Genomic DNA, 19514 nt, shown 5'->3' on the forward strand with positions numbered 1-19514 from the left:
TCATGCACGGCGAATCTCCAATCAAACGTCGCGTATCGCGCAAGATCTGGGTCGGCTCCGTACCGGTAGGTGGCGATGCCCCTATCGCAGTGCAGAGCATGACCAACAGCGACACCAATGATGTTGCCGCCACAGTCGCCCAGATCAACCGTCTGGAAGCCGCCGGTGTGGACATCGTGCGCGTATCCGTACCGGACATGGACGCTGCCGAGGCCTTTGGCCGCATCAAGCAACTGGTCAAGGTTCCGCTGGTCGCCGACATTCACTTCGACTACAAAATCGCTCTGCGTGTGGCCGAGCTGGGTGTGGACTGCCTGCGCATCAACCCGGGCAACATCGGTCGCGAAGACCGTGTGCGCGCCGTGGTGGACGCGGCACGTGACCGTGGCATTCCCATCCGTATCGGTGTCAACGCCGGTTCGCTGGAAAAAGACCTGCAGAAAAAGTACGGCGAACCAACCCCAGCCGCGCTGGTTGAGTCGGCATTGCGCCACGTCGAGCACCTTGAACGCCTGAATTTCCAGGACTTCAAGGTCAGCGTAAAGGCCTCCGACGTGTTCATGGCGGTAGAAGCCTACCGCCTGTTGGCCAAGGAAATCGTGCAGCCGCTGCACCTGGGTATCACTGAAGCGGGCGGTTTGCGCTCAGGCACAGTGAAATCTGCGGTGGGTCTCGGTATGCTGCTCGCCGAAGGGATTGGCGATACTATCCGCATCTCCCTGGCGGCAGACCCCGTAGAGGAAGTGAAAGTCGGCTACGACATTCTCAAATCCCTGCGTTTGCGTTCCCGTGGCATCAACTTCATTGCCTGCCCGAGCTGCTCGCGGCAGAACTTCGACGTGGTGAAAACCATGAACGACCTGGAGCTGCGCCTCGAAGACCTGCTGGTGCCGCTGGATGTGGCGGTGATCGGGTGTGTGGTCAATGGGCCGGGTGAAGCCAAGGAAGCCCATGTGGGCCTGACTGGCGGTACACCGAACCTGATTTACATCGACGGCAAGCCGTCGCAGAAACTGACGAATGAGAATCTCGTGGATCATCTGGAAAAGCTGATCCGCGAGAAAGCAGCTGAAAAGGTTGCGGCTGACGCAGCGCTGATCGCGCGCGGCTAAGAACGAATTTAAGGATTAGATGTGAGCAAGTCTCTGCAAGCCATTCGTGGCATGAACGACATCCTGCCGGAGCAGACGCCACTGTGGCGCTACTTCGAGAGCACGGTCGCGCGCCTGTTGGATAACTACGGTTACAAACAGATCCGCATGCCGATCGTCGAGTTCACCGAGCTGTTCAAGCGCTCCATCGGTGAAGTGACCGACATCGTCGAAAAAGAGATGTACACCTTTGAAGATCGCAACGGTGACTCCCTGACCCTGCGTCCGGAAGGTACAGCCGCCTGCGTGCGTGCCGTGCTCGAGCATGGCCTCACCGGTGGTGGCCAGCCGCAGAAGTTGTGGTACATCGGCCCGATGTTCCGCCACGAGCGCCCGCAGAAAGGCCGTTATCGCCAGTTCCACCAGATCGGCCTCGAGGTGTTCAACCTCGATGGTCCGGACATCGACGCCGAGCTGATCGTGCTGACCTGGCGCCTGTGGGGCCTGCTCGGCATCCGCGACGCGGTCAAGCTTGAGCTCAACAGCCTGGGCACCAGCGAATCCCGGGGTCGCTATCGCGTTGCCCTGGTCGAGTATCTGTCTGCTCACTTGGACAAATTGGATGAAGACAGCCAGCGCCGTCTGAAAACCAACCCGTTGCGCGTCCTCGATACCAAGAACGCCGACACCCAAGCCGTACTGGTCGACGCGCCGAAAATGGCCGACTACCTGGACGACGAATCCCGCGTGCACTTCGAGGGCCTCAAGGCTCGCCTGGATGCGGCCGGTATTCCCTACGTGATCAACCCTAAACTGGTGCGTGGCCTCGATTACTACAGCAAGACCGTGTTCGAGTGGGTCACCGACAAACTCGGCGCCCAGGGCACCGTGTGTGCCGGTGGTCGCTACGACGGCCTGGTTGAGCAAATGGGCGGCAAGCCGACCACCGGCGTAGGTTTCGCCATGGGCATCGAGCGGCTGATCCTGCTGCTGGAAACCCTGGAGCAGGTCCCGGAAGAAATCTCCCGTCAGGTGGACGTGTACCTATGCGCCTTTGGCGAGGCCGCCGAACTGGCAGCCCTGGCCCTGAGCGAAAAAGTGCGTGACCAACTGCCGAACCTGCGCCTGCAGATCAATGCCGGCGCCGGCAGCTTCAAGAGCCAGTTCAAGAAGGCCGACAAGAGCGGCGCGCTGTATGCGCTGATCCTCGGCGATGACGAACTGGCCCAGCAAGTGATAGGTTTCAAACCCCTGCGTGGCCAGGGCGAGCAACAGAACATTGCCTTTGATGCGCTCGCCGCGCACTTGGCCACCTGCGTCGTGCAGGGTTGAAGCTGTCGAACAGCCGAATTTAGCGATTAAGGAGTATTGGGGTGTCGAGTACTGATGATGAGCAACTGGCCGAGTTCAAGGACTGGTGGCAGCGTAACGGCAAGCCCCTGGTTACTGGCGGTCTGCTGGCTTTAGTGGTGGTGTTCGGCTGGCAAGCCTGGCACAAGTATCAGGCCAACCAGTCCCAAGGCGCCTCGATCCTCTATCAGCAATTGCTGGAAACCACGCTGACGCCGGACGGCAAGCCTGATCCAGCCCAAGTGGCGGACCTTGCCGGCAAGCTGAAAAACGAATTTGGCGGTAGCACCTACGCCCAGTACGGCAGCCTGTTCGTCGCGAAAGTTGCGGTCGACACCGGCAAGCTGGATGACGCAGCCACCGAGCTGAAGGCCATCGCCGACAAACCGACCAACCCGACCCTGGGTGAAATCGCACGTCAGCGCCTGGCGCAGGTATTGGCGGCACAGAACAAGGCTGACGAAGCACTCAAACTGCTCGACGGCGATGCTGACAAGGCATTTGTGGCCACTCGTGAAGAGCTCAAGGGCGACCTGTTGGTCCAATTGGGTCGTACCGACGAAGCCCATGCTGCGTACCAAAAAGCCAAGGCGGCGCTGTCTGATGAAGCAGCGGTCGGTGGCTTACAAATCAAGCTGGACGACTTGGCCAAAGGGGATGCGTGACGTGATCCGTTGGAAACATGCAGCATTGCTGGCTCTGGCCGTTCTGGCCGCGGGTTGCAGCAGCAACAGTAAAAAAGAACTGCCTCCTGCCGAGCTGACCAGCTTCAAGGAAGAAGTGGTCCTGCAAAAGCAGTGGAGCCGCTCCGTCGGTGACGGCCAGGGCGACCTGTACAACTTGTTGCAGCCGGCAATCGACGGCGAAAACATCGTGGCCACTGACTCCACTGGCGTTGTCATGGCCATGGATCGTATGAATGGCGACGTGAAGTGGAAGAAAGACCTCGAGCTGCCGGTTTCCGGTGGTGTGGGCGTCGGCTACGGCATGGTGCTGATCGGTACGCTTAAAGGCGACGTGGTGGCTCTGGACTCGGCAACGGGTGAAGAGAAATGGCGCGCTCGCGTGACCAGTGAAGTGCTCTCCGCGCCTGCCACCAACGGCGATATCGTCGTGGTGCAAACCCAGGATGACCGTGTGATCGGCCTGGATGCCGCCACCGGTAACCAGCGCTGGTTGTATGACAGCACTCCGGCGGTGTTGACCCTGCGCGGTACCAGTGGTCCGATTGTGACGAACAACCTGGCCGTTGCTGGCCTGTCGACCGGTAAAGTGGTCGCCCTGGATACTCAGAACGGCGTGCCGGCCTGGGAAACCCGTGTGGCCATCCCGCAAGGTCGCTCCGAGCTGGACCGCGTAGTGGACATCGACGGCGGCCTGCTGCTGTCGGGTGAAACCATTTACGTGGCCACTTACCAGGGCCGTGTTGCGGCGCTGGACCTGCAAAGCGGCCGCATCAACTGGCAGCGTGATGCTTCCAGCTACGCCGGTGTCGCCCAAGGGTTCGGCAGCGTCTACGTAAGCCTCGCTTCCGGCACCGTTGAAAGTGTCGACGAGCGTTCAACCACTGCGCTGTGGAGCAACGACTCCCTGGCTCGCCGTCAACTGTCGGCACCGGAAGTGTTCTCCAGCTACGTAGCGGTAGGTGACTTCGAAGGTTACCTGCACCTGCTGAGCCAGGTAGACGGTCGTTTTGTCGGCCGCGAGCGTATCGACAGCGACGGTCTGCGTGCGCGTCCGCTGGTTGTGGGTAACATGCTTTACGTGTTTGGCAACAGCGGCAAGCTGGAAGCCCTGACCATCAAGTAAGCAACTATGCTTGGGGTAAAACCCAGGCGGCCCCGCTTCGGCGGGGCATGCGGCATTTGACTATGCTGCCCCGAGCACCAGCCGCTGCCTTGCAGCGGCTTTTGTATTTTCTGAAATAACGAAGTGGAGAGCCGCATGGTTCCCGTAATCGCCCTGGTGGGCCGACCTAACGTCGGCAAGTCCACCTTGTTCAACCGCCTGACCAGGACTCGTGACGCCATCGTTGGCGACTTGTCCGGTCTGACCCGTGATCGCCAATACGGTGAGGCAAAGTGGCAAGGGCGCTCCTACATTATTGTCGACACCGGTGGTATCTCCGGTGACGAGCATGGCATGGACGAAAAGATGGCCGAGCAGTCGCTGCTTGCTATCGAAGAAGCCGATGTCGTGTTGTTCCTGGTGGACGCCCGTGCGGGCTACACCGCTGCCGACCAGATGATTGGCGAGCACCTGCGCAAGCGCAACAAGCGTTCCTATCTGGTCGCCAACAAGATCGATAACATCGATCCTGAAGCGGCCCGTGCCGAATTCAGCCCGATGGGCCTGGGCGATGCGATCCCGGTCGCCGGTGCCCACGGTCGCGGCATCACCCAGATGCTGGAAATCGCCCTGCGCGACTTCCCCAAGGATGACGCTGAGGAAGAAGAGGGCGAGGAAGAGATCGTTGCCGAAGGTGAGGAAGCCAAGCGCATTCCTGGCCCGAGCGAAAAAGACGGTATCAAGATCGCCATCATCGGCCGTCCGAACGTCGGCAAGTCGACCCTGGTTAACCGCATGCTCGGTGAAGACCGGGTCATCGTGTATGACCAGCCGGGTACTACCCGCGACAGTATCTACATCCCGTTTGAACGTAACGACGAGAAGTACACGCTGATCGACACCGCCGGTGTGCGCAAGCGCGGCAAGATCCACGAGGAAGTTGAAAAGTTCTCGGTGGTCAAAACCCTGCAGGCGATCAAAGACGCCAACGTGGTGATCTTCGTGATGGACGCCCGCGAAGGCGTGGTGGACCACGACCTCAACTTGCTGGGCTTTGCCCTGGAAGCCGGTCGTGCCCTCGTAATCGCGATCAACAAGTGGGACGGCATGACGCCGAGCGAGCGCGATTTCGTCAAGATCGAGCTGCAACGTCGGCTGTTCTTCGTCGAGTTCGCCGATATCCACTTTATCTCGGCACTGCACGGCACCGGCGTGGGCAACCTCTACGCGTCCGTGCAGAACTCGTTCAAGTCTGCGGTTACTCGCTGGCCGACCAACCGCCTGACCCAGATCCTGGAAGATGCGGTCGGTGAGCACGCGCCACCGATGGTCAACAACCGTCGGATCAAACTGCGTTACGCCCACTTGGGTGGTGCCAACCCGCCGATTATCGTGATCCACGGTAACCAGATCGAGAAGGTGCCCAAGTCCTATGTGCGTTACCTGGAAAACACCTACCGCCGTGTCTTGAAACTGGTCGGTACGCCGATCCGTATCGAGTTCAAGGGTGGCGAGAACCCATACGAAGGCAACAAGAACACACTGACTGACCGTCAGGTGAACAAGAAGCGTCGTTTGATGACTCACCACAAGAAGGCCGACAAGAAGCGCCGCGACAAGAAATAGCAGCAGCTTCAAGTTGTGAGTTACAAGCTGCAAGAGAGGGCTCCTTTGGAGCCCTTTTTTGTGCGCGTTAGTTTGTCGCTTGACCTGCTTGTAGCTTGCAGCTTAAAACTTGCAGCTCACCCGAAGGGGGGCTTCCATGATCACCAGCAAGCTGCCGAATGTCGGCACCACCATTTTTACTACAATGTCGCAATTGGCTGCCGAAACCGGCGCGCTTAACCTGTCCCAGGGCTTTCCCGATTTTAATGGCCCTCAAGGGTTGCTCGATGCCGTGGGCAAGCATATCGCCCTCGGCCATAACCAATACGCACCGATGACCGGCCTGCCCGTGTTGCGCCAACAAGTGGCGGCCAAGATCGCCCGCAGTTATGGCGCCACGGTGGATGTCGACAGCGAAGTGACCATCACCCCAGGCGCCACCGAGGCGATCTTTTGCGCGATCCAGGCGGTCATCCGCAACGGCGATGAAGTCATCGTGTTCGACCCCAGCTACGACAGCTACGAGCCGTCGGTCGAACTGGCCGGTGGCCGTTGCGTGCATGTGCAATTGAGCCTGCAAGGCTTCGCGCTCGACTTTGACAGGGTCAAGGCCGCGCTCTCACCGCGCACGCGCATGATCATCCTCAACTCGCCACACAACCCCACCGGCGCCCTGATCAGCCGGGCCGAGCTGGACCAGTTGGCCGAGCTGATCCGCGACCGCGATATCTACCTGATCAGCGATGAGGTCTACGAACACCTGGTGTTCGATGGCGTGCCCCATGTCAGCGTGCTGGCCCATGCAGAGTTATATCAGCGGGCGTTTGTGGTCAGCTCCTTCGGCAAGACCTACCACGTCACTGGCTGGAAAACCGGCTACGTGGTCGCACCCCCGGCCCTGACCGCCGAGCTGCGCAAGGTGCATCAATATGTCAACTTTTGCGGCGTGACCCCTTTGCAGTACGCTTTGGCTGACTTCATGGCCGAACACCCGGAACACGTCGAGCAATTGCCGGCCTTTTATCAGGCCAAGCGCGACCTGTTCTGCGACCTGCTGGCGCCGTCGCGTTTCAGCTTTACCCGGGTGGCCGGCACTTACTTCCAACTGGTGGATTACTCGCAGATTCGCCCCGACCTGGATGACGTCGCCATGTCACTGTGGATGACCCGCGAACACGGCGTGGCGACCATCCCCGTCTCGGTGTTCTATCAGAGCCCGCCGCAAGGCCAGCGCCTGGTGCGCCTGTGCTTTGCCAAACGCGAGGAGACGCTGCAACACGCGGCGGAGAAACTATGCGTGATTTGACTGCATTGCCCGACCTGAATATCGCCTTGGTCCAGACCAGCCTGGTATGGCATGACCGTCAGGCCAATCTCGAACATTTCGAACTGTTGCTGGAGCAGGCCAAAGGCGCCGACCTGATTGTACTGCCGGAGATGTTCACCACCGGTTTCTCCATGGAGTCGCAAACCCTTGCCGAGCCGGAACATGGCCCGACTCATCATTGGCTGCAAGCCCAGGCGGCGAAGTACAACGCGGTGATCACCGGCAGCGTGATCATCCAGGCAGCCGACGGCAGCCACCGTAACCGTCTGCTATGGGCACGCCCGGACGGGGAAGTGTTGCACTATGACAAGCGTCACCTGTTCCGTATGGCTGGCGAGCACGACCATTACACGCCCGGCGAGCGCCAGGTACAGTTCGAGTTGAAGGGTTGGCGTATACGCCCGTTGATTTGCTACGACCTGCGCTTCCCGGTGTGGAGCCGTGATTCCCAGGACACTGACCTGCTGCTGTACACCGCGAACTGGCCGGGAGCGCGGCGTCAGCACTGGAACCGCTTGCTGCCAGCGCGGGCTATCGAGAACCTGTGTTACGTAGCGGCAGTCAATCGGGTGGGTACCGATGGCAAGGGCTTTGCCTACACCGGGGACAGCCAGGTGCTGGATTTTCAGGGTGAGACCTTGCTGAGTGCGGGGGAGGCGGACGGGGTGTTTCAGGTGTGCCTGAATGCGGCAGAGCTGGCAGCGTATCGCACCAGGTTTCCGGCAAATCTGGATGCCGATGACTTTCAGTTTGTCTGACAGACCGCTATCGCGGGCAAGCCCGCTCCCACAGGTGAATGCATTCCAAATGTGGGAGCCGGGCTTGCCCGCGATGAGGCCCTAGCAGACACCACAAATAAAAAAGGCACCTGGATTCTCACCCAGGGGCCTTTTGCATTACCGCGACAGTGCTTACGCCGCCTTCGCTTCCAACTGGCTCAACGAGCGGTTCAGCGCACTGAACACCGCCTTGAAGCTCGCCGTGGTGATGTTTTCATCGATCCCCACACCATGCACCGGGCGTTCGCCGTTCACACGCAACTCGATGTAGGCCGCCGCCTTGGCATGGGTGCCGGCGCCGATCGCGTGTTCGTTGTAGTCCATGATCTCAACCTTGATCGGCAGCGCCGCAACCAGCGCTTCCAAAGTGCCGTAGCCCTTGCCGTTCCAGCGCAGGTTGGTTTCGCCCTGGCCCTTGCCCGAGACTTCCACTTCCACGGTGCTATTGCCGTTTTCTTCCTGCAGGCGATGGCTGACCAGCGCGTACGGGGTGTTGGCTTGCAGGTATTCACGCTGCAACAAGGCGTAGATCTGTGGTGCAGTCATCTCCAGGCCCACGCGGTCGGTCTCGGCCTGTACCACTTGGCTGAACTCGATCTGCATGCGGCGTGGCAAGCTGATGTCGTACTCCTGCTCCAGCAGGTAGGCGATGCCGCCTTTGCCCGACTGGCTGTTTACGCGGATCACCGCCTCGTAGCTGCGGCCGATATCCGCCGGGTCGATCGGCAAGTACGGCACTTCCCACAGCGCGTCGGCTTTCTGCTGGGTAAAGCCCTTGCGGATTGCGTCCTGGTGGGAGCCGGAGAATGCGGTGTGCACCAGGTCGCCGACGTACGGGTGACGTGGGTGCACCTGAATCTGGTTGCACTCCTCGACGACTTTGCGCACGCCGTCGATATCGGAAAAGTCCAGCTGCGGGTCGAGGCCTTGGGTGTACATGTTCAAGGCTACGGTCACGAGATCGACGTTACCGGTACGCTCGCCGTTGCCGAACAGGCAGCCTTCGACACGGTCAGCGCCGGCCATCAGGCCCAGCTCGGTGGCGGCCACGCCAGTGCCACGGTCGTTGTGGGTGTGCAGGCTGATGATCACGCTGTCACGACGGTTGATATGGCGGCCGAACCACTCGATCTGGTCGGCATAGATGTTGGGTGTCGCGCATTCAACCGTGGCCGGCAGGTTGAGGATCATCTTGTGCTCTGGCGTCGGGTTCCATACCTCGATCACCGCATCACACACTTCCTTGGCGAACTCCAGCTCCGTGGCGCTGAAGGTCTCCGGGGAGTACTCGAAGGTCCACTGGGTTTCCGGCTGCTGGGCGGCGTATTTGACGAACAGCTTGGCCGCGTTGACCGCGATGGCCTTGATGCCATCTTTGTCCTGGTTGAACACGATGCGGCGGAACGACGGCGATGTGGCGTTGTACAAGTGCACGATGGCCTTTTTAGCGCCGCGCAGGGATTCGAAAGTACGTGCGATCAGGTCTTCACGGCCCTGGGTCAGCACCTGGATGGTGGTGTCCTCGGGGATGTGGTTGTCTTCGATCAAGGTGCGCACGAAGTCGAAGTCGGTTTGCGACGCGGCCGGGAACGAGGCTTCGATTTCCTTCACGCCTACAGACACCAGGGTCTTCCAGAAACGCAGCTTTTTCGCGGCGTCCATCGGCTCGATCAGCGACTGGTTGCCATCACGCAGGTCGGAGCTGCACCAGATCGGCGCTTCGGTGATGGTCTTCGACGGCCACGTGCGGTCCGGGATATCGATGGTCGGGAACGCGCGGTACTTCGAAGACGGGTCTTTGAGCATGCTCATCGGGAAATCCTTTGTAGTAGGGGCCGAGAAAAGGCGGCCTGCCGTAAAACTGTTATTGGGGGCGAAGCTTGGGACGAGGCAGATCGATTCAGCCTGGCAGTCGTGCGCTGACGAGGCACAGGCTGCGGTGCTGGCGGAGCTGAATGAGGGTGTGAGAGGTTTTCATAAGCTCAACCCTAACCGCAGGGGTGAAAGATGGCAAGCAGTCGGGAAAAATTGAGATAAGTTCTGCTATTTGGCTAGGATTCGATATTTTGTGTCGGTTATTGAGTGTGGGGTTTATTTTTATTGCGCGGTACTTATCGGGCGCGCAATTGGGCTGGCAGGCCTGGCGTCATCGCGGGCAAGCCCGGCTCCCACAGGGAATCGCGTTCACCTGTGGGAGCCAGGCTTGCCCGCGATGAGCATAGGTATCTACACAACCGGTTAACACGAAGTCTGTGGCAGGTGGGCTGTTGTGGCGAGCAGGCTTGTCCTGCGTTGGGCTGCGAAGCGGCCCCAGTACAGGCACGGCAATTTTGCTGAAAGTACTCAGCGTCTGTTTTTGGGGCTGCTTCGCAGCCCAACGCAGGACAAGCCTGCTCGCCACAGGAGAAATAGGCTGCTTTTAAAAGTTGTGTAGATACCTATGCCGCGATGAGGCCGGTAGGTTGAATATTTTTATCAGGGCTGGAACGCGCCAATAAAGATCGCCGGGTCGACCCGCGCATCGTTAAGGCTGATGTTCCAATGCATATGCGGCCCGGTTGCACGGCCAGTGGAACCGACCTTGCCCACCACCGCGCCACGTGCCAGTTGGTCGCCGACTTTGACGTCGATCTTCGACATATGGCAGAACATGCTGATAAAGCCCTGGCCATGGTCGACGAACACGGTGTTGCCGTTGAAGAAGTAATTGCCGGTGAGGATCACCTTGCCCGCCGCCGGCGTCTTGATCGGCGTGCCTGCGCCCACGGCAAAGTCCAGGCCCGAATGCGGGTTGCGTTCCTCGCCATTAAAGAAGCGGCGCACGCCGAACTTGCTCGACAGTGGCCCGTTGACCGGTTTGTCCAGCAGCAGGTTGCTCGGTGTGTTCGGACTGAAGCTGCGGTAAGCCTTGAGCTGCACGGCCAGTTCGCCCTCGATGCGCTTGAGTTGCGCCGGGGCCGGGTTCACCTGGCTTTTGTTCTTCAAGGTGATGTGCTGTTCGGGGTATTTCTTGAAGCCCACCACAAACGGCAAGTTCCGCCCGCCGCTGGTGATGCGCTCGGTGCCGGGTTTGACCGTCAGTGGAATGCCGACAATCGCCAGCCAGTTGTTCTGCTCCTTGACCACCAGCACCGGCCGGTTCTGGTAGGTGGCTTTAGGCGCGGCCGTTGAAGTGCCCAGGTCAATCACCGCGACGCCACCCGGCACCGGCTTGTTCAGCAACCGCGTGATGTAGCTGTCGGCGTGGGCGTTGAAGGTCAGGCACAAGAGCATCAGCAGGCTAAATAAACGTGGCATCAATCAATCCAGTAACGAAAGGGTGACGGGCGTCAGGTGGTTATCTTCCACCCGCACCTGCAATTGGCCTTCGCCGAGCCGCGCGGTCAGGCGTTGGCCGGTGTGGGTTTGCGCGGCGTTGCGGATCGCCTGGCCGCGCTCGTCCAGCAGGATGCTGTAGCCACGGCCCAGGGTCGCAAGGGGGCTGACCACCTGCAGCGTCTGCACCTGGCTTTGCAACTGCAGGCGGCGTGCCTTGAGGCCTTCGCGCATGGCGCGGGGCAGGCGTTCTGCGAGGCTATCGAGGCGCTGGCGCAGCAACGCCAGTTGACGGCCGGGGTGTTGGCCTGCGAGGCGGGTTTCGAGGCGGATCAGGCGTTCGCGACGGGTATTGAGGCTGCGCTCGAAGGCGCGGCGCAGGCGCATGTCCAGGTCGTCCAAACGCTGGGCTTGCTGGCGCAGACGTTCGCCAGGGTGACGCAGGCGGCGGGCCATGCCTTCCAGGCGCAGGCGATCATGGCTCAGACGGTTGCGCATCAGCATCACCAGGCGGCGGTGCAGGTTTTCGACTTGGCGCACCAAGTGGCTGGCATCTGGCGCGAGCAATTCGGCGGCGGCGGAGGGCGTGGGGGCGCGCACGTCCGCCACAAAGTCGCAGATCGACACGTCGGTTTCATGGCCGACGGCGCTGACGATGGGCGTCACGCAAGCATCCACCGCGCGGGCCACTGCCTCTTCATTGAAGCACCACAGGTCTTCGAGCGAACCGCCGCCTCGGGCCAGGATCAACGCGTCGAAACCGCGCGCATCCGCCAGTTTCAGCGCGCGCACAATCTGCGGGATGGCTTCGCGGCCCTGTACGGCGGTGGGGATCAGTGTCAGTTCAACGTTCGGCGCACGACGACGGAACACGCTGATGATGTCGCGAATCACCGCGCCCGTCGGCGAGCTGATAATCCCAATGCGCCGAGGGTGCGCCGGCAGCGGCACCTTGCGCTCGGCGCTGAACAGGCCTTCGGCGCTGAGCTTTTCCTTCAACGCGTCAAAGGCCAAACGCAGCGCGCCATCGCCGGCAGGTTCCACGGTGTCGAGGATCAGTTGGTAGTCGCCCCGGCCTTCGAACAGCGAGACCTTGCCGCGCACCTTCACCGCCAGGCCGTCCTTCAACGCCTGGCGCACCCGTGCGGCGTTGTTGCGAAACAGCGCGCAACGCACTTGGGCGCCGCTGTCCTTGAGGGTGAAATACACATGGCCGGAAGCCGGGCGGGCGAGGTTGGAGATCTCGCCTTCGACCCAGATATTGGTGAACACGTCTTCCAGCAACACCCGCGCGCGGCCGTTGAGCTGGCTGACAGTCAGGACTTCGCGGTCCAGGCCCAAGCGGGCAAACGGATCTTTAATCATGAGGAGCGATCTTTAATCATGGGCGGCAGTTTATAGGCATTCGTGCAAGGTTTGGCAGAATTGCTCCACCAGTGCGCTCGGCGCCTGCGCGCAGGCAAGGGCCACGGTACTCAAGCAGTCCGGGTCCGCCAGGGACAAAAAGTGCAGGTTGGCCGGCGCTATGTCCTGCATGGATTTTGGTAACAGGGCAATACCGAATCCGGCTTGGATCAGTTGCAACTGCGTGGTTTTGCGCGACATCACCCGCGCCGCCTTGGGGAAAAATCCGGCGCGCATGCACAGTTCGGCTGACAGATAACTCAAGCCGCCACGTTGGGGGTGCGGAACTGAAATAAACGCTTCGTCCTTGAGCTGTGCCAGTTCGACAGGTGTATCACTGCCTGCCAGCGGATGATTGGGCGGCACCGCCAACACCAGTTGTTCGCTATATAAAGGCACCACGCGCACGCCTTCACGCTGGCGCAGCACTGGCAAACGTAAAAGGCCTACGTCCAGGCGCCCGTCGGCAATTTCTTCAAGTTGCGCCTCGGAAGACAGTTTGACGATATCCATCGATACGCCGGGGCAACGCTGCAGCCAGGTGCTGATGCCGTGCAGCAATGGCCCGCTCATCGGCACGGTGCTCGAATGGCTCAGGCGCAGGGTGCCAAGCTGACCATTGCCAACCTGGGTGGCCATCTCGCTGGCCTTGAGCAGCTCGCTCAGCAGGTTGCGCGCCCTCGGGTAAAAGGCTTCGCCCGCCGCCGTCAGGCGGGGCTGGCGCGCGGTGCGTTCGAACAGTGAAGTTTGCAGCTGGGTTTCCAGCGCCTTGATCTGGCGGCTCAGGGCCGATTGCGCCACGAACAAACGCTCGGCGGCGGCGCTGAAGCTGCCGCTGTCGGCGATCTCTACGAAGTAGCGCAGTTGGCGGGTCGAGATCACTTGTCATGCCTTTTCAAGATAAGTGGAGGGCTTTGAAGATATTAGTCGCAACACTCGGCGATGGCTAAAGTGTTGGTTATCTCTTTCAAGGAATACGACATGAGCCCGGTTGAGCTGATGAGCCAGTGGTCGTTCAGTGGTGTCGATTGGCTGGTCATCGGCCTGGGTGTGGTGCTGGCCTATATCGTCTTCGGTATTGCAGGCTTTGGCACGGCGCTGGTGGCGGGGCCGATCCTGATTGTGTTTATGCCGTTGTCGAAGATTATCCCGCTGCTGGTGCTGCTGGATTTTGTCGCGGCCTTTGGCAATCTGCTGCAATCGCGGCGAGACGTGAACAAGCCCGAGCTGCTGCGGTTGCTGCCGTGTATGGCCATCGGTTGCACGCTGGGCGTGATCTTTCTGCTCAACCTGCATTCGGATCTGTTGTTGCTGCTGATGGGGGTGTTTATCAGCGCCTATGCGATCTACAGCTTGTCGGTGAAGGCGCGGCCCACTCAGCTTTCCAAAGGTTGGTCGATTCCAATGGGCACCGTCGGCGGCCTGTTTGGTGCGCTGTTCGGCAGCGGCGGCTTTTTATATGCGATCTACCTCAACAGTCGTTTGCCCAAGGATGCGGCGCGGGCCACGCAAAGTGCGTTGATCAGTTGCAGCACGGTGGTGCGCTTGAGTCTGTTCCTGATTGCCGGGGTGTATGCGGACTTGCCGTTGCTGTTGTTGGCGCTGTGCCTGTTGCCGGCGATGGCCCTGGGGCTGTGGTGTGGGCGCAGGTTGACGATGCGGATGTCCCGCGAAGCCTTTGTGCGCTTGGTGACGTGGTTGGTGTTGGCCAGTGGGATTGCATTGATTGGGCGGTATTTGAGCACTTGACCTGTGTGGGGCAGGGATTAAGCTGCCAGGCTTCAAGGCCTCATCGCAGGCAAGCCAGCTCCCACAGGTGAACGCATTCCAAATGTGGGAGCCTGGCTTGCCCGCGATGTCGGCAGTCGCCACACCGCAGGGCTCCCAAGCACCATGAACTCCCAAAGCATCCTTGTCCCCAAAATCTCCACCTTGCCCGTCCACGAACCCCGCGCCCGGGCCATCGTGCGTTGGCTGGTGCGCAAGAACATCATCAAGGAAGAGCTGACCACCTGCGGGCGCACCGGCAACCGCATGGCCTACGCCCTGGCCGACGGCGCCCGCGCCGTGGTGCTGCACCCCGAAGCGCTGCCGTTCAACGAGCCGATCAATGGCCTGGAGATCATCTACAAGCGCTGCATCTACACGCCGGCCAAGGGCTTTCTCGAAGAGGCCGGCTGCCCGGAGTGCCTTAAAGAAGTCGGCGAGGCGCTGTTCGAAAGCCTGGAAGACTGGATGCCCGGCCACACCGATAACTTCACTTGCCCGTTGTGTGGGCATGAAGATGACATCAATGGGTTTCTATTCCTGCAGGAATGCGGGTTTTCCAACCTGGGGTTTATCTTCAACAACTGGGCGGAGGCGGGGTTCAAGCAGAGCTTTATCGACGAATTTGCCGACTGGTTGGACCAGAAGATGAGTTGGGTCAAAGTCGAGCTTTAACCTGATCGTTCCCACGCTCCTGCGTGGGAATGTATCCCGTGACGCTCCGCGTCACCATAGCGCAAGACCCCGGACGCGGAGCGTCCCTGGCGGCATTCCCACGCGGAGCGTGGGAACGATCTAGCGCTGCAGGTTTTATCCATCTATCAGTATTACCAAGTTTGTCAGAGTTTTACATTGAGCCCGACAGGGTGCATGTATATAATGGCGCGCTTCCATTTTCCCGCTCGGGAGCCCCCGCGATGCTGCGTATCAGCCAAGAAGCTCTGACATTCGACGACATTCTCCTAGTGCCCGGTTATTCCGAGGTGCTTCCTAACGAAGTCAGTCTCAAGACCCGCCTAACCCGTGGCATCGAGCTGAATATTCCTCTGGTTTCCGCTGCCATGGACACCGTCACTGAAGCCCGTTTGGCAATCGCCATGGCTCAGGAAGGCGGCATTGGCATCATCCACAAGAACATGACCATCGAGCAGCAAGCTGCCGAAGTGCGCAAGGTCAAGCGTTACGAAGCCGGTGTGGTGAAAGATCCAATCACCATCGAAGCCGACGCCACCGTGCGTGATCTGTTCGACCTGACCCGCCTGCACAACATCTCCGGCGTTCCGGTACTGCACGATGGCGACCTGGTCGGCATCGTCACTTCCCGTGACGTGCGTTTCGAGAACCGTCTTGAAGTCACCGTCCGTGAAGTGATGACGCCTAAAGAGCGCCTCGTTACTGTCAAGGAAGGCGCCGACAAGAACGATGTGCGCGAACTGCTGCACAAGCACCGCATCGAGCGCGTGCTGATCGTCGACGACAAATTCGCCCTCAAAGGCATGATGACCGTCAACGACATCGAAAAAGCCAAGGCATACCCACTGGCCAGCAAGGATGACCAAGGTCGTCTGCGCGTCGGCGCTGCGGTCGGCACCGGTAAAGACACCGGTGATCGCGTTTCGGCCCTCGTGGCTGCCGGTGTTGACGTGGTGGTGGTCGACACGGCCCACGGTCACTCCAAAGGCGTGATCGACCGCGTTCGCTGGGTCAAACAGAATTTCCCTGACGTACAGGTTATCGGCGGCAACATCGCCACTGGCGCTGCCGCCAAGGCCCTGGCCGAAGCCGGCGCCGATGCGGTCAAGGTCGGTATCGGCCCTGGTTCCATCTGCACCACGCGTATCGTTGCCGGTGTAGGCGTGCCGCAAATCAGCGCCATCGCCAACGTTGCTGCTGCCCTTGAAGGCACTGGCGTTCCGTTGATCGCCGACGGCGGCATCCGTTTCTCCGGTGACCTGTCCAAGGCCATCGTTGCCGGTGCTTCCTGCGTGATGATGGGCTCGATGTTCGCCGGTACCGAAGAAGCACCAGGCGAAATCGAACTGTTCCAGGGCCGTTCGTACAAGGCTTACCGCGGCATGGGTTCGCTGGGCGCCATGTCCCAGGCGCAGGGCTCTTCCGACCGTTACTTCCAGGACTCCTCGGCAGGCGCCGAGAAGCTCGTACCGGAAGGCATCGAAGGCCGTGTGCCGTACAAAGGCACCCTGAGCGCGATCATCCATCAATTGATGGGCGGCCTGCGTTCCTCGATGGGCTACACCGGCAGCGCCGACATCGAAGAAATGCGCACCAAGCCAGAGTTCGTACGGATCACCGGCGCCGGCATGGCTGAATCCCATGTCCACGACGTGCAGATCACCAAGGAAGCGCCGAACTACCGCGTAGGTTGAGGCTTCCAGCAAAACGTTAAGTAACCGGGGCTGTTCTTTCAGCCCCGAGTTGTTTCTGATTCATTAGACGAGACTGACTTCATGGCCCTCGACATTCACGCCCACCGCATCCTGATCCTCGACTTCGGTTCCCAGTACACCCAACTGATCGCCCGCCGCGTGCGTGAAATCGGCGTGTACTGCGAACTGCACCCGTTCGACATGGACGACGAAGCGATCCGCGAATTCGCACCGAAAGGCGTCATCCTTGCCGGTGGCCCCGAGTCCGTGCACGAAGCCAACAGCCCGCGTTGCCCGCAAGCCGTATTCGACCTGGGCGTGCCCGTCTTCGGTATCTGCTACGGCATGCAGACCATGGCCGAGCAACTGGGCGGCAAGGTTGAAGGTTCCGAACTGCGTGAATTCGGTTATGCCCGTGTCGACGTGGTCGGCAAGAGCCGCCTGCTGGACGGCATCGAAGACCACATCGACGCCGACGGCCTGTTCGGCCTCGACGTGTGGATGAGCCACGGTGACAAGGTCACCAAGATGCCGGAAGACTTCCACATCCTGGCCAGCACCCCGAGCTGCCCGATTGCCGGCATGTTCAACGACGAGCGCGGCTATTACGGCGTGCAGTTCCACCCGGAAGTGACCCACACCAAGCAAGGCGGCCGTATCCTGTCGCGCTTCATCCTCGACATCTGCCAGTGCGAAGCCCTGTGGACTCCGTCGAAAATCGCTGAAGACGCCATCGCCAACGTGCGTGCCCAGGTCGGTACCGACAACGTATTGCTCGGCCTGTCCGGCGGCGTTGACTCCTCCGTGGTTGCCGCGCTGCTGCACAAAGCCATCGGCGACCAGCTGACTTGCGTGTTCGTCGACAATGGCCTGCTGCGCCTGCACGAAGGCGAGCAAGTGATGGCCATGTTCGCTGAGAACATGGGCGTCAAGGTGATCCGCGCCAACGCCGAGGACCAGTTCCTCAACAACCTGGCGGGCGAAAGCGACCCAGAGAAGAAGCGCAAGATCATCGGCCGCACCTTCATCGACGTGTTTGATGCCCAGTCCAACAAACTGGACAACATCAAGTACCTCGCCCAGGGCACCATCTACCCTGACGTGATCGAGTCGGCTGGCGCCAAGAGCGGCAAGGCCCACGTGATCAAGTCCCACCACAACGTGGGTGGCCTGCCGGAGGAGATGAACCTCAAGCTGGTAGAGCCGCTGCGCGAACTGTTCAAAGACGAAGTTCGCCGTCTGGGCCTGGAGCTCGGCCTGCCGTACGACATGGTCTACCGCCACCCATTCCCAGGCCCGGGCCTGGGCGTGCGTATCCTGGGTGAAGTGAAAAAGGAATACGCCGACCTGCTGCGTCGCGCCGACCACATCTTCATCGAAGAACTGCGCAAAGCCGACTGGTACCACAAGGTCAGCCAGGCATTCGTGGTGTTCCAGCCGGTGAAATCGGTGGGCGTTGTGGGCGATGGCCGTCGTTATGCGTGGGTTGTTGCACTGCGTGCCGTCGAGACTATCGACTTCATGACCGCGCGTTGGGCACACCTGCCGTACGAGCTGCTGGAGACTGTCAGCGGCCGTATCATCAATGAAATCGAGGGTATTTCGCGCGTTACTTATGACGTGTCGAGCAAGCCGCCGGCGACGATTGAGTGGGAATGATCCTGCGCTAGCAGGTGAATGCTGAATAACAAAACCCCGGCCATGTGCCGGGGTTTTGTGTTTCTGGAATACGCCAGATCAAACAACACTGATCGAAGTGTGGGAGCGGGCTTGCCCGCGATGAGGGCCTATCAGGCAAAACATCGATAACTGACAGGACGCCATCGCGGGCAAGCCCGCTCCCACATTTGATCTTCTTTCGGCTTTAGCGCCGCGCAATATCCGAAAAGTAAAACTTATCCAGCGTATGCCGCGACTCGGTGTACTCGAACTGCCTGCCATCCTGCAAAAACGTCTGGTTGCTCACCACAATCACATGGCTTTGCCCATCCAGATCCAGATGCGCCTGGTCGTCCTTGCTGCGCGGCAGGGCTTCGATGGTGCGCTGCGCATAACTGATCTGCAGCTCCAGCGTCTGTTCGATAAACGCATAGATCGACTGCTCGGCGATGTCGCGGTCCAGGCCGGGGATCAGGTCAGCCACAAAGTGGTTGATGTCCAGGATCACGCGTTTGCCGCCGATGCGCCGTACCCGTTTGATGCGGGTAATCAGAGCGCCGGGCGCGGCTTCGATGTGTTGCAGCAGCGAGCCTTCCAGCGGGAACTGGCTGAATTCGACCACCTCGGTGCGTACGTCATCACCCAGGTCGGCGTGGGTTTCGTGGAAGCTGACGATGCCGCCCAGTTGGAACTCAATGGGGTTGGGCGACAACACAAACGTGCCCTTGCCGTGGATTTTTTGCGCAAAACCACGCTCCTGCAACTGCTCGATGGCGCGGCGCACCGTGCCACGGCTGGCCTGGTAGGCGTCCATCAGTTCGGTTTCAGAGGGAAGGCGCGTACCGCGTTGCAGGCGTTCAGTGGTGATGCTGGCAAGCAGATCCGTATAGATCTGGTTGTATTTGCTCATGGGGATGGCTCTGTGCCGGCTTGATGAAAGTGAACGGCGGGTTCAAGGCAGGAACCTTAGTGGCAGAGGTGGGCTTTGTCCATTGGACCTGCGTGGAATTAGGGAAATGTCTGACTTCAAATTCAGAAAAAT

The 19514-nt window shown here is 60.2% G+C and carries 16 protein-coding genes; 11 read left to right on the forward strand and 5 right to left on the reverse strand.

Annotated features, from left to right (window positions below; translation table 11 throughout):
• The first annotated feature begins 2 nt into the window (after positions 1 to 2).
• The 7 genes from ispG to ACQY47_RS19965 all read left to right on the forward strand — a co-directional run bounded on the left by ispG (position 3) and on the right by ACQY47_RS19965 (position 7919).
• Entirely contained in the window at positions 3 to 1112 is a 1110-nt protein-coding gene (gene ispG / locus ACQY47_RS19935; RefSeq protein WP_056858733.1) for a flavodoxin-dependent (E)-4-hydroxy-3-methylbut-2-enyl-diphosphate synthase, read from the forward strand.
• 21 nt (positions 1113 to 1133) lie between these two features.
• Positions 1134 to 2423: a histidine--tRNA ligase gene (gene hisS, locus ACQY47_RS19940; RefSeq protein ID WP_017135952.1), complete on the forward strand. Its 1290-nt coding sequence runs from the start codon at positions 1134 to 1136 to the stop codon at positions 2421 to 2423.
• Positions 2424 to 2464: 41 nt separating this feature from the next.
• Positions 2465 to 3106 carry a YfgM family protein gene (locus ACQY47_RS19945; RefSeq protein WP_017135953.1) on the forward strand — a complete coding sequence of 214 codons (642 nt, stop codon included), beginning with the start codon at positions 2465 to 2467 and terminating at the stop codon, positions 3104 to 3106.
• Positions 3099 to 4250, forward strand: coding sequence for an outer membrane protein assembly factor BamB (gene bamB, locus ACQY47_RS19950; RefSeq protein WP_428551250.1), 1152 nt, complete (start codon positions 3099 to 3101; stop codon positions 4248 to 4250). The genes ACQY47_RS19945 and bamB overlap by 8 nt, the downstream gene beginning before the upstream one ends.
• Before the next feature lie 135 nt (positions 4251 to 4385).
• The gene (gene der / locus ACQY47_RS19955) at positions 4386 to 5855 is read left to right on the forward strand and encodes a ribosome biogenesis GTPase Der (protein WP_053135513.1); all 1470 of its coding nucleotides are present in this window, start codon (positions 4386 to 4388) and stop codon (positions 5853 to 5855) included.
• Between the two features lie 136 nt (positions 5856 to 5991).
• Complete coding sequence (locus tag ACQY47_RS19960) at positions 5992 to 7140, forward strand: pyridoxal phosphate-dependent aminotransferase (RefSeq protein WP_428551254.1); 1149 nt, start codon at positions 5992 to 5994, stop codon at positions 7138 to 7140.
• The gene (locus tag ACQY47_RS19965) at positions 7128 to 7919 is read left to right on the forward strand and encodes an amidohydrolase (RefSeq protein ID WP_428551257.1); all 792 of its coding nucleotides are present in this window, start codon (positions 7128 to 7130) and stop codon (positions 7917 to 7919) included. Before ACQY47_RS19960 ends, ACQY47_RS19965 begins: the two co-directional genes overlap by 13 nt.
• 153 nt (positions 7920 to 8072) lie before the next feature.
• Here ACQY47_RS19965 and leuA read toward each other — a convergent pair whose 3' ends face one another.
• The 4 genes from leuA to ACQY47_RS19985 all read right to left on the reverse strand — a co-directional run bounded on the left by leuA (position 8073) and on the right by ACQY47_RS19985 (position 13541).
• Positions 8073 to 9752 (reverse strand): 2-isopropylmalate synthase, encoded by a 1680-nt coding sequence (leuA, locus tag ACQY47_RS19970; protein ID WP_395600635.1) that lies wholly within the window; start codon positions 9750 to 9752, stop codon positions 8073 to 8075.
• Between the two features lie 663 nt (positions 9753 to 10415).
• Positions 10416 to 11237 carry a peptidoglycan DD-metalloendopeptidase family protein gene (locus ACQY47_RS19975; RefSeq protein WP_428551261.1) on the reverse strand — a complete coding sequence of 274 codons (822 nt, stop codon included), beginning with the start codon at positions 11235 to 11237 and terminating at the stop codon, positions 10416 to 10418.
• Positions 11238 to 11240: 3 nt separating this feature from the next.
• A complete protein-coding gene (gene xseA, locus ACQY47_RS19980; protein WP_058422672.1) occupies positions 11241 to 12620 on the reverse strand; it encodes an exodeoxyribonuclease VII large subunit in 1380 nt (459 codons plus the stop codon).
• 30 nt (positions 12621 to 12650) lie between these two features.
• The gene (locus tag ACQY47_RS19985) at positions 12651 to 13541 is read right to left on the reverse strand and encodes a LysR family transcriptional regulator (protein ID WP_428551265.1); all 891 of its coding nucleotides are present in this window, start codon (positions 13539 to 13541) and stop codon (positions 12651 to 12653) included.
• A 99-nt stretch (positions 13542 to 13640) separates the two neighbouring features.
• On the opposite strand from ACQY47_RS19985, the gene ACQY47_RS19990 reads away from it, so the two are divergent.
• From ACQY47_RS19990 to guaA, 4 genes are all read left to right on the forward strand, one after another.
• Positions 13641 to 14408: a sulfite exporter TauE/SafE family protein gene (locus tag ACQY47_RS19990; RefSeq protein ID WP_017134676.1), complete on the forward strand. Its 768-nt coding sequence runs from the start codon at positions 13641 to 13643 to the stop codon at positions 14406 to 14408.
• A 144-nt stretch (positions 14409 to 14552) separates the two neighbouring features.
• Positions 14553 to 15101: a hypothetical protein gene (locus ACQY47_RS19995; RefSeq protein ID WP_015885727.1), complete on the forward strand. Its 549-nt coding sequence runs from the start codon at positions 14553 to 14555 to the stop codon at positions 15099 to 15101.
• A gap of 242 nt (positions 15102 to 15343) precedes the next feature.
• Positions 15344 to 16813 carry an IMP dehydrogenase gene (gene guaB, locus ACQY47_RS20000; protein WP_016977684.1) on the forward strand — a complete coding sequence of 490 codons (1470 nt, stop codon included), beginning with the start codon at positions 15344 to 15346 and terminating at the stop codon, positions 16811 to 16813.
• 81 nt (positions 16814 to 16894) lie between these two features.
• A complete protein-coding gene (gene guaA / locus ACQY47_RS20005) occupies positions 16895 to 18472 on the forward strand; it encodes a glutamine-hydrolyzing GMP synthase (RefSeq protein WP_017134673.1) in 1578 nt (525 codons plus the stop codon).
• A gap of 205 nt (positions 18473 to 18677) precedes the next feature.
• Here guaA and treR read toward each other — a convergent pair whose 3' ends face one another.
• The gene (treR, locus tag ACQY47_RS20010) at positions 18678 to 19382 is read right to left on the reverse strand and encodes a trehalose operon repressor (protein ID WP_017139697.1); all 705 of its coding nucleotides are present in this window, start codon (positions 19380 to 19382) and stop codon (positions 18678 to 18680) included.
• Between the last annotated feature and the right edge of the window lie 132 nt (positions 19383 to 19514).

Source organism: Pseudomonas edaphica, from assembly GCF_965277385.1.
Classification (GTDB): Bacteria; Pseudomonadota; Gammaproteobacteria; order Pseudomonadales; family Pseudomonadaceae; genus Aquipseudomonas; species Aquipseudomonas edaphica.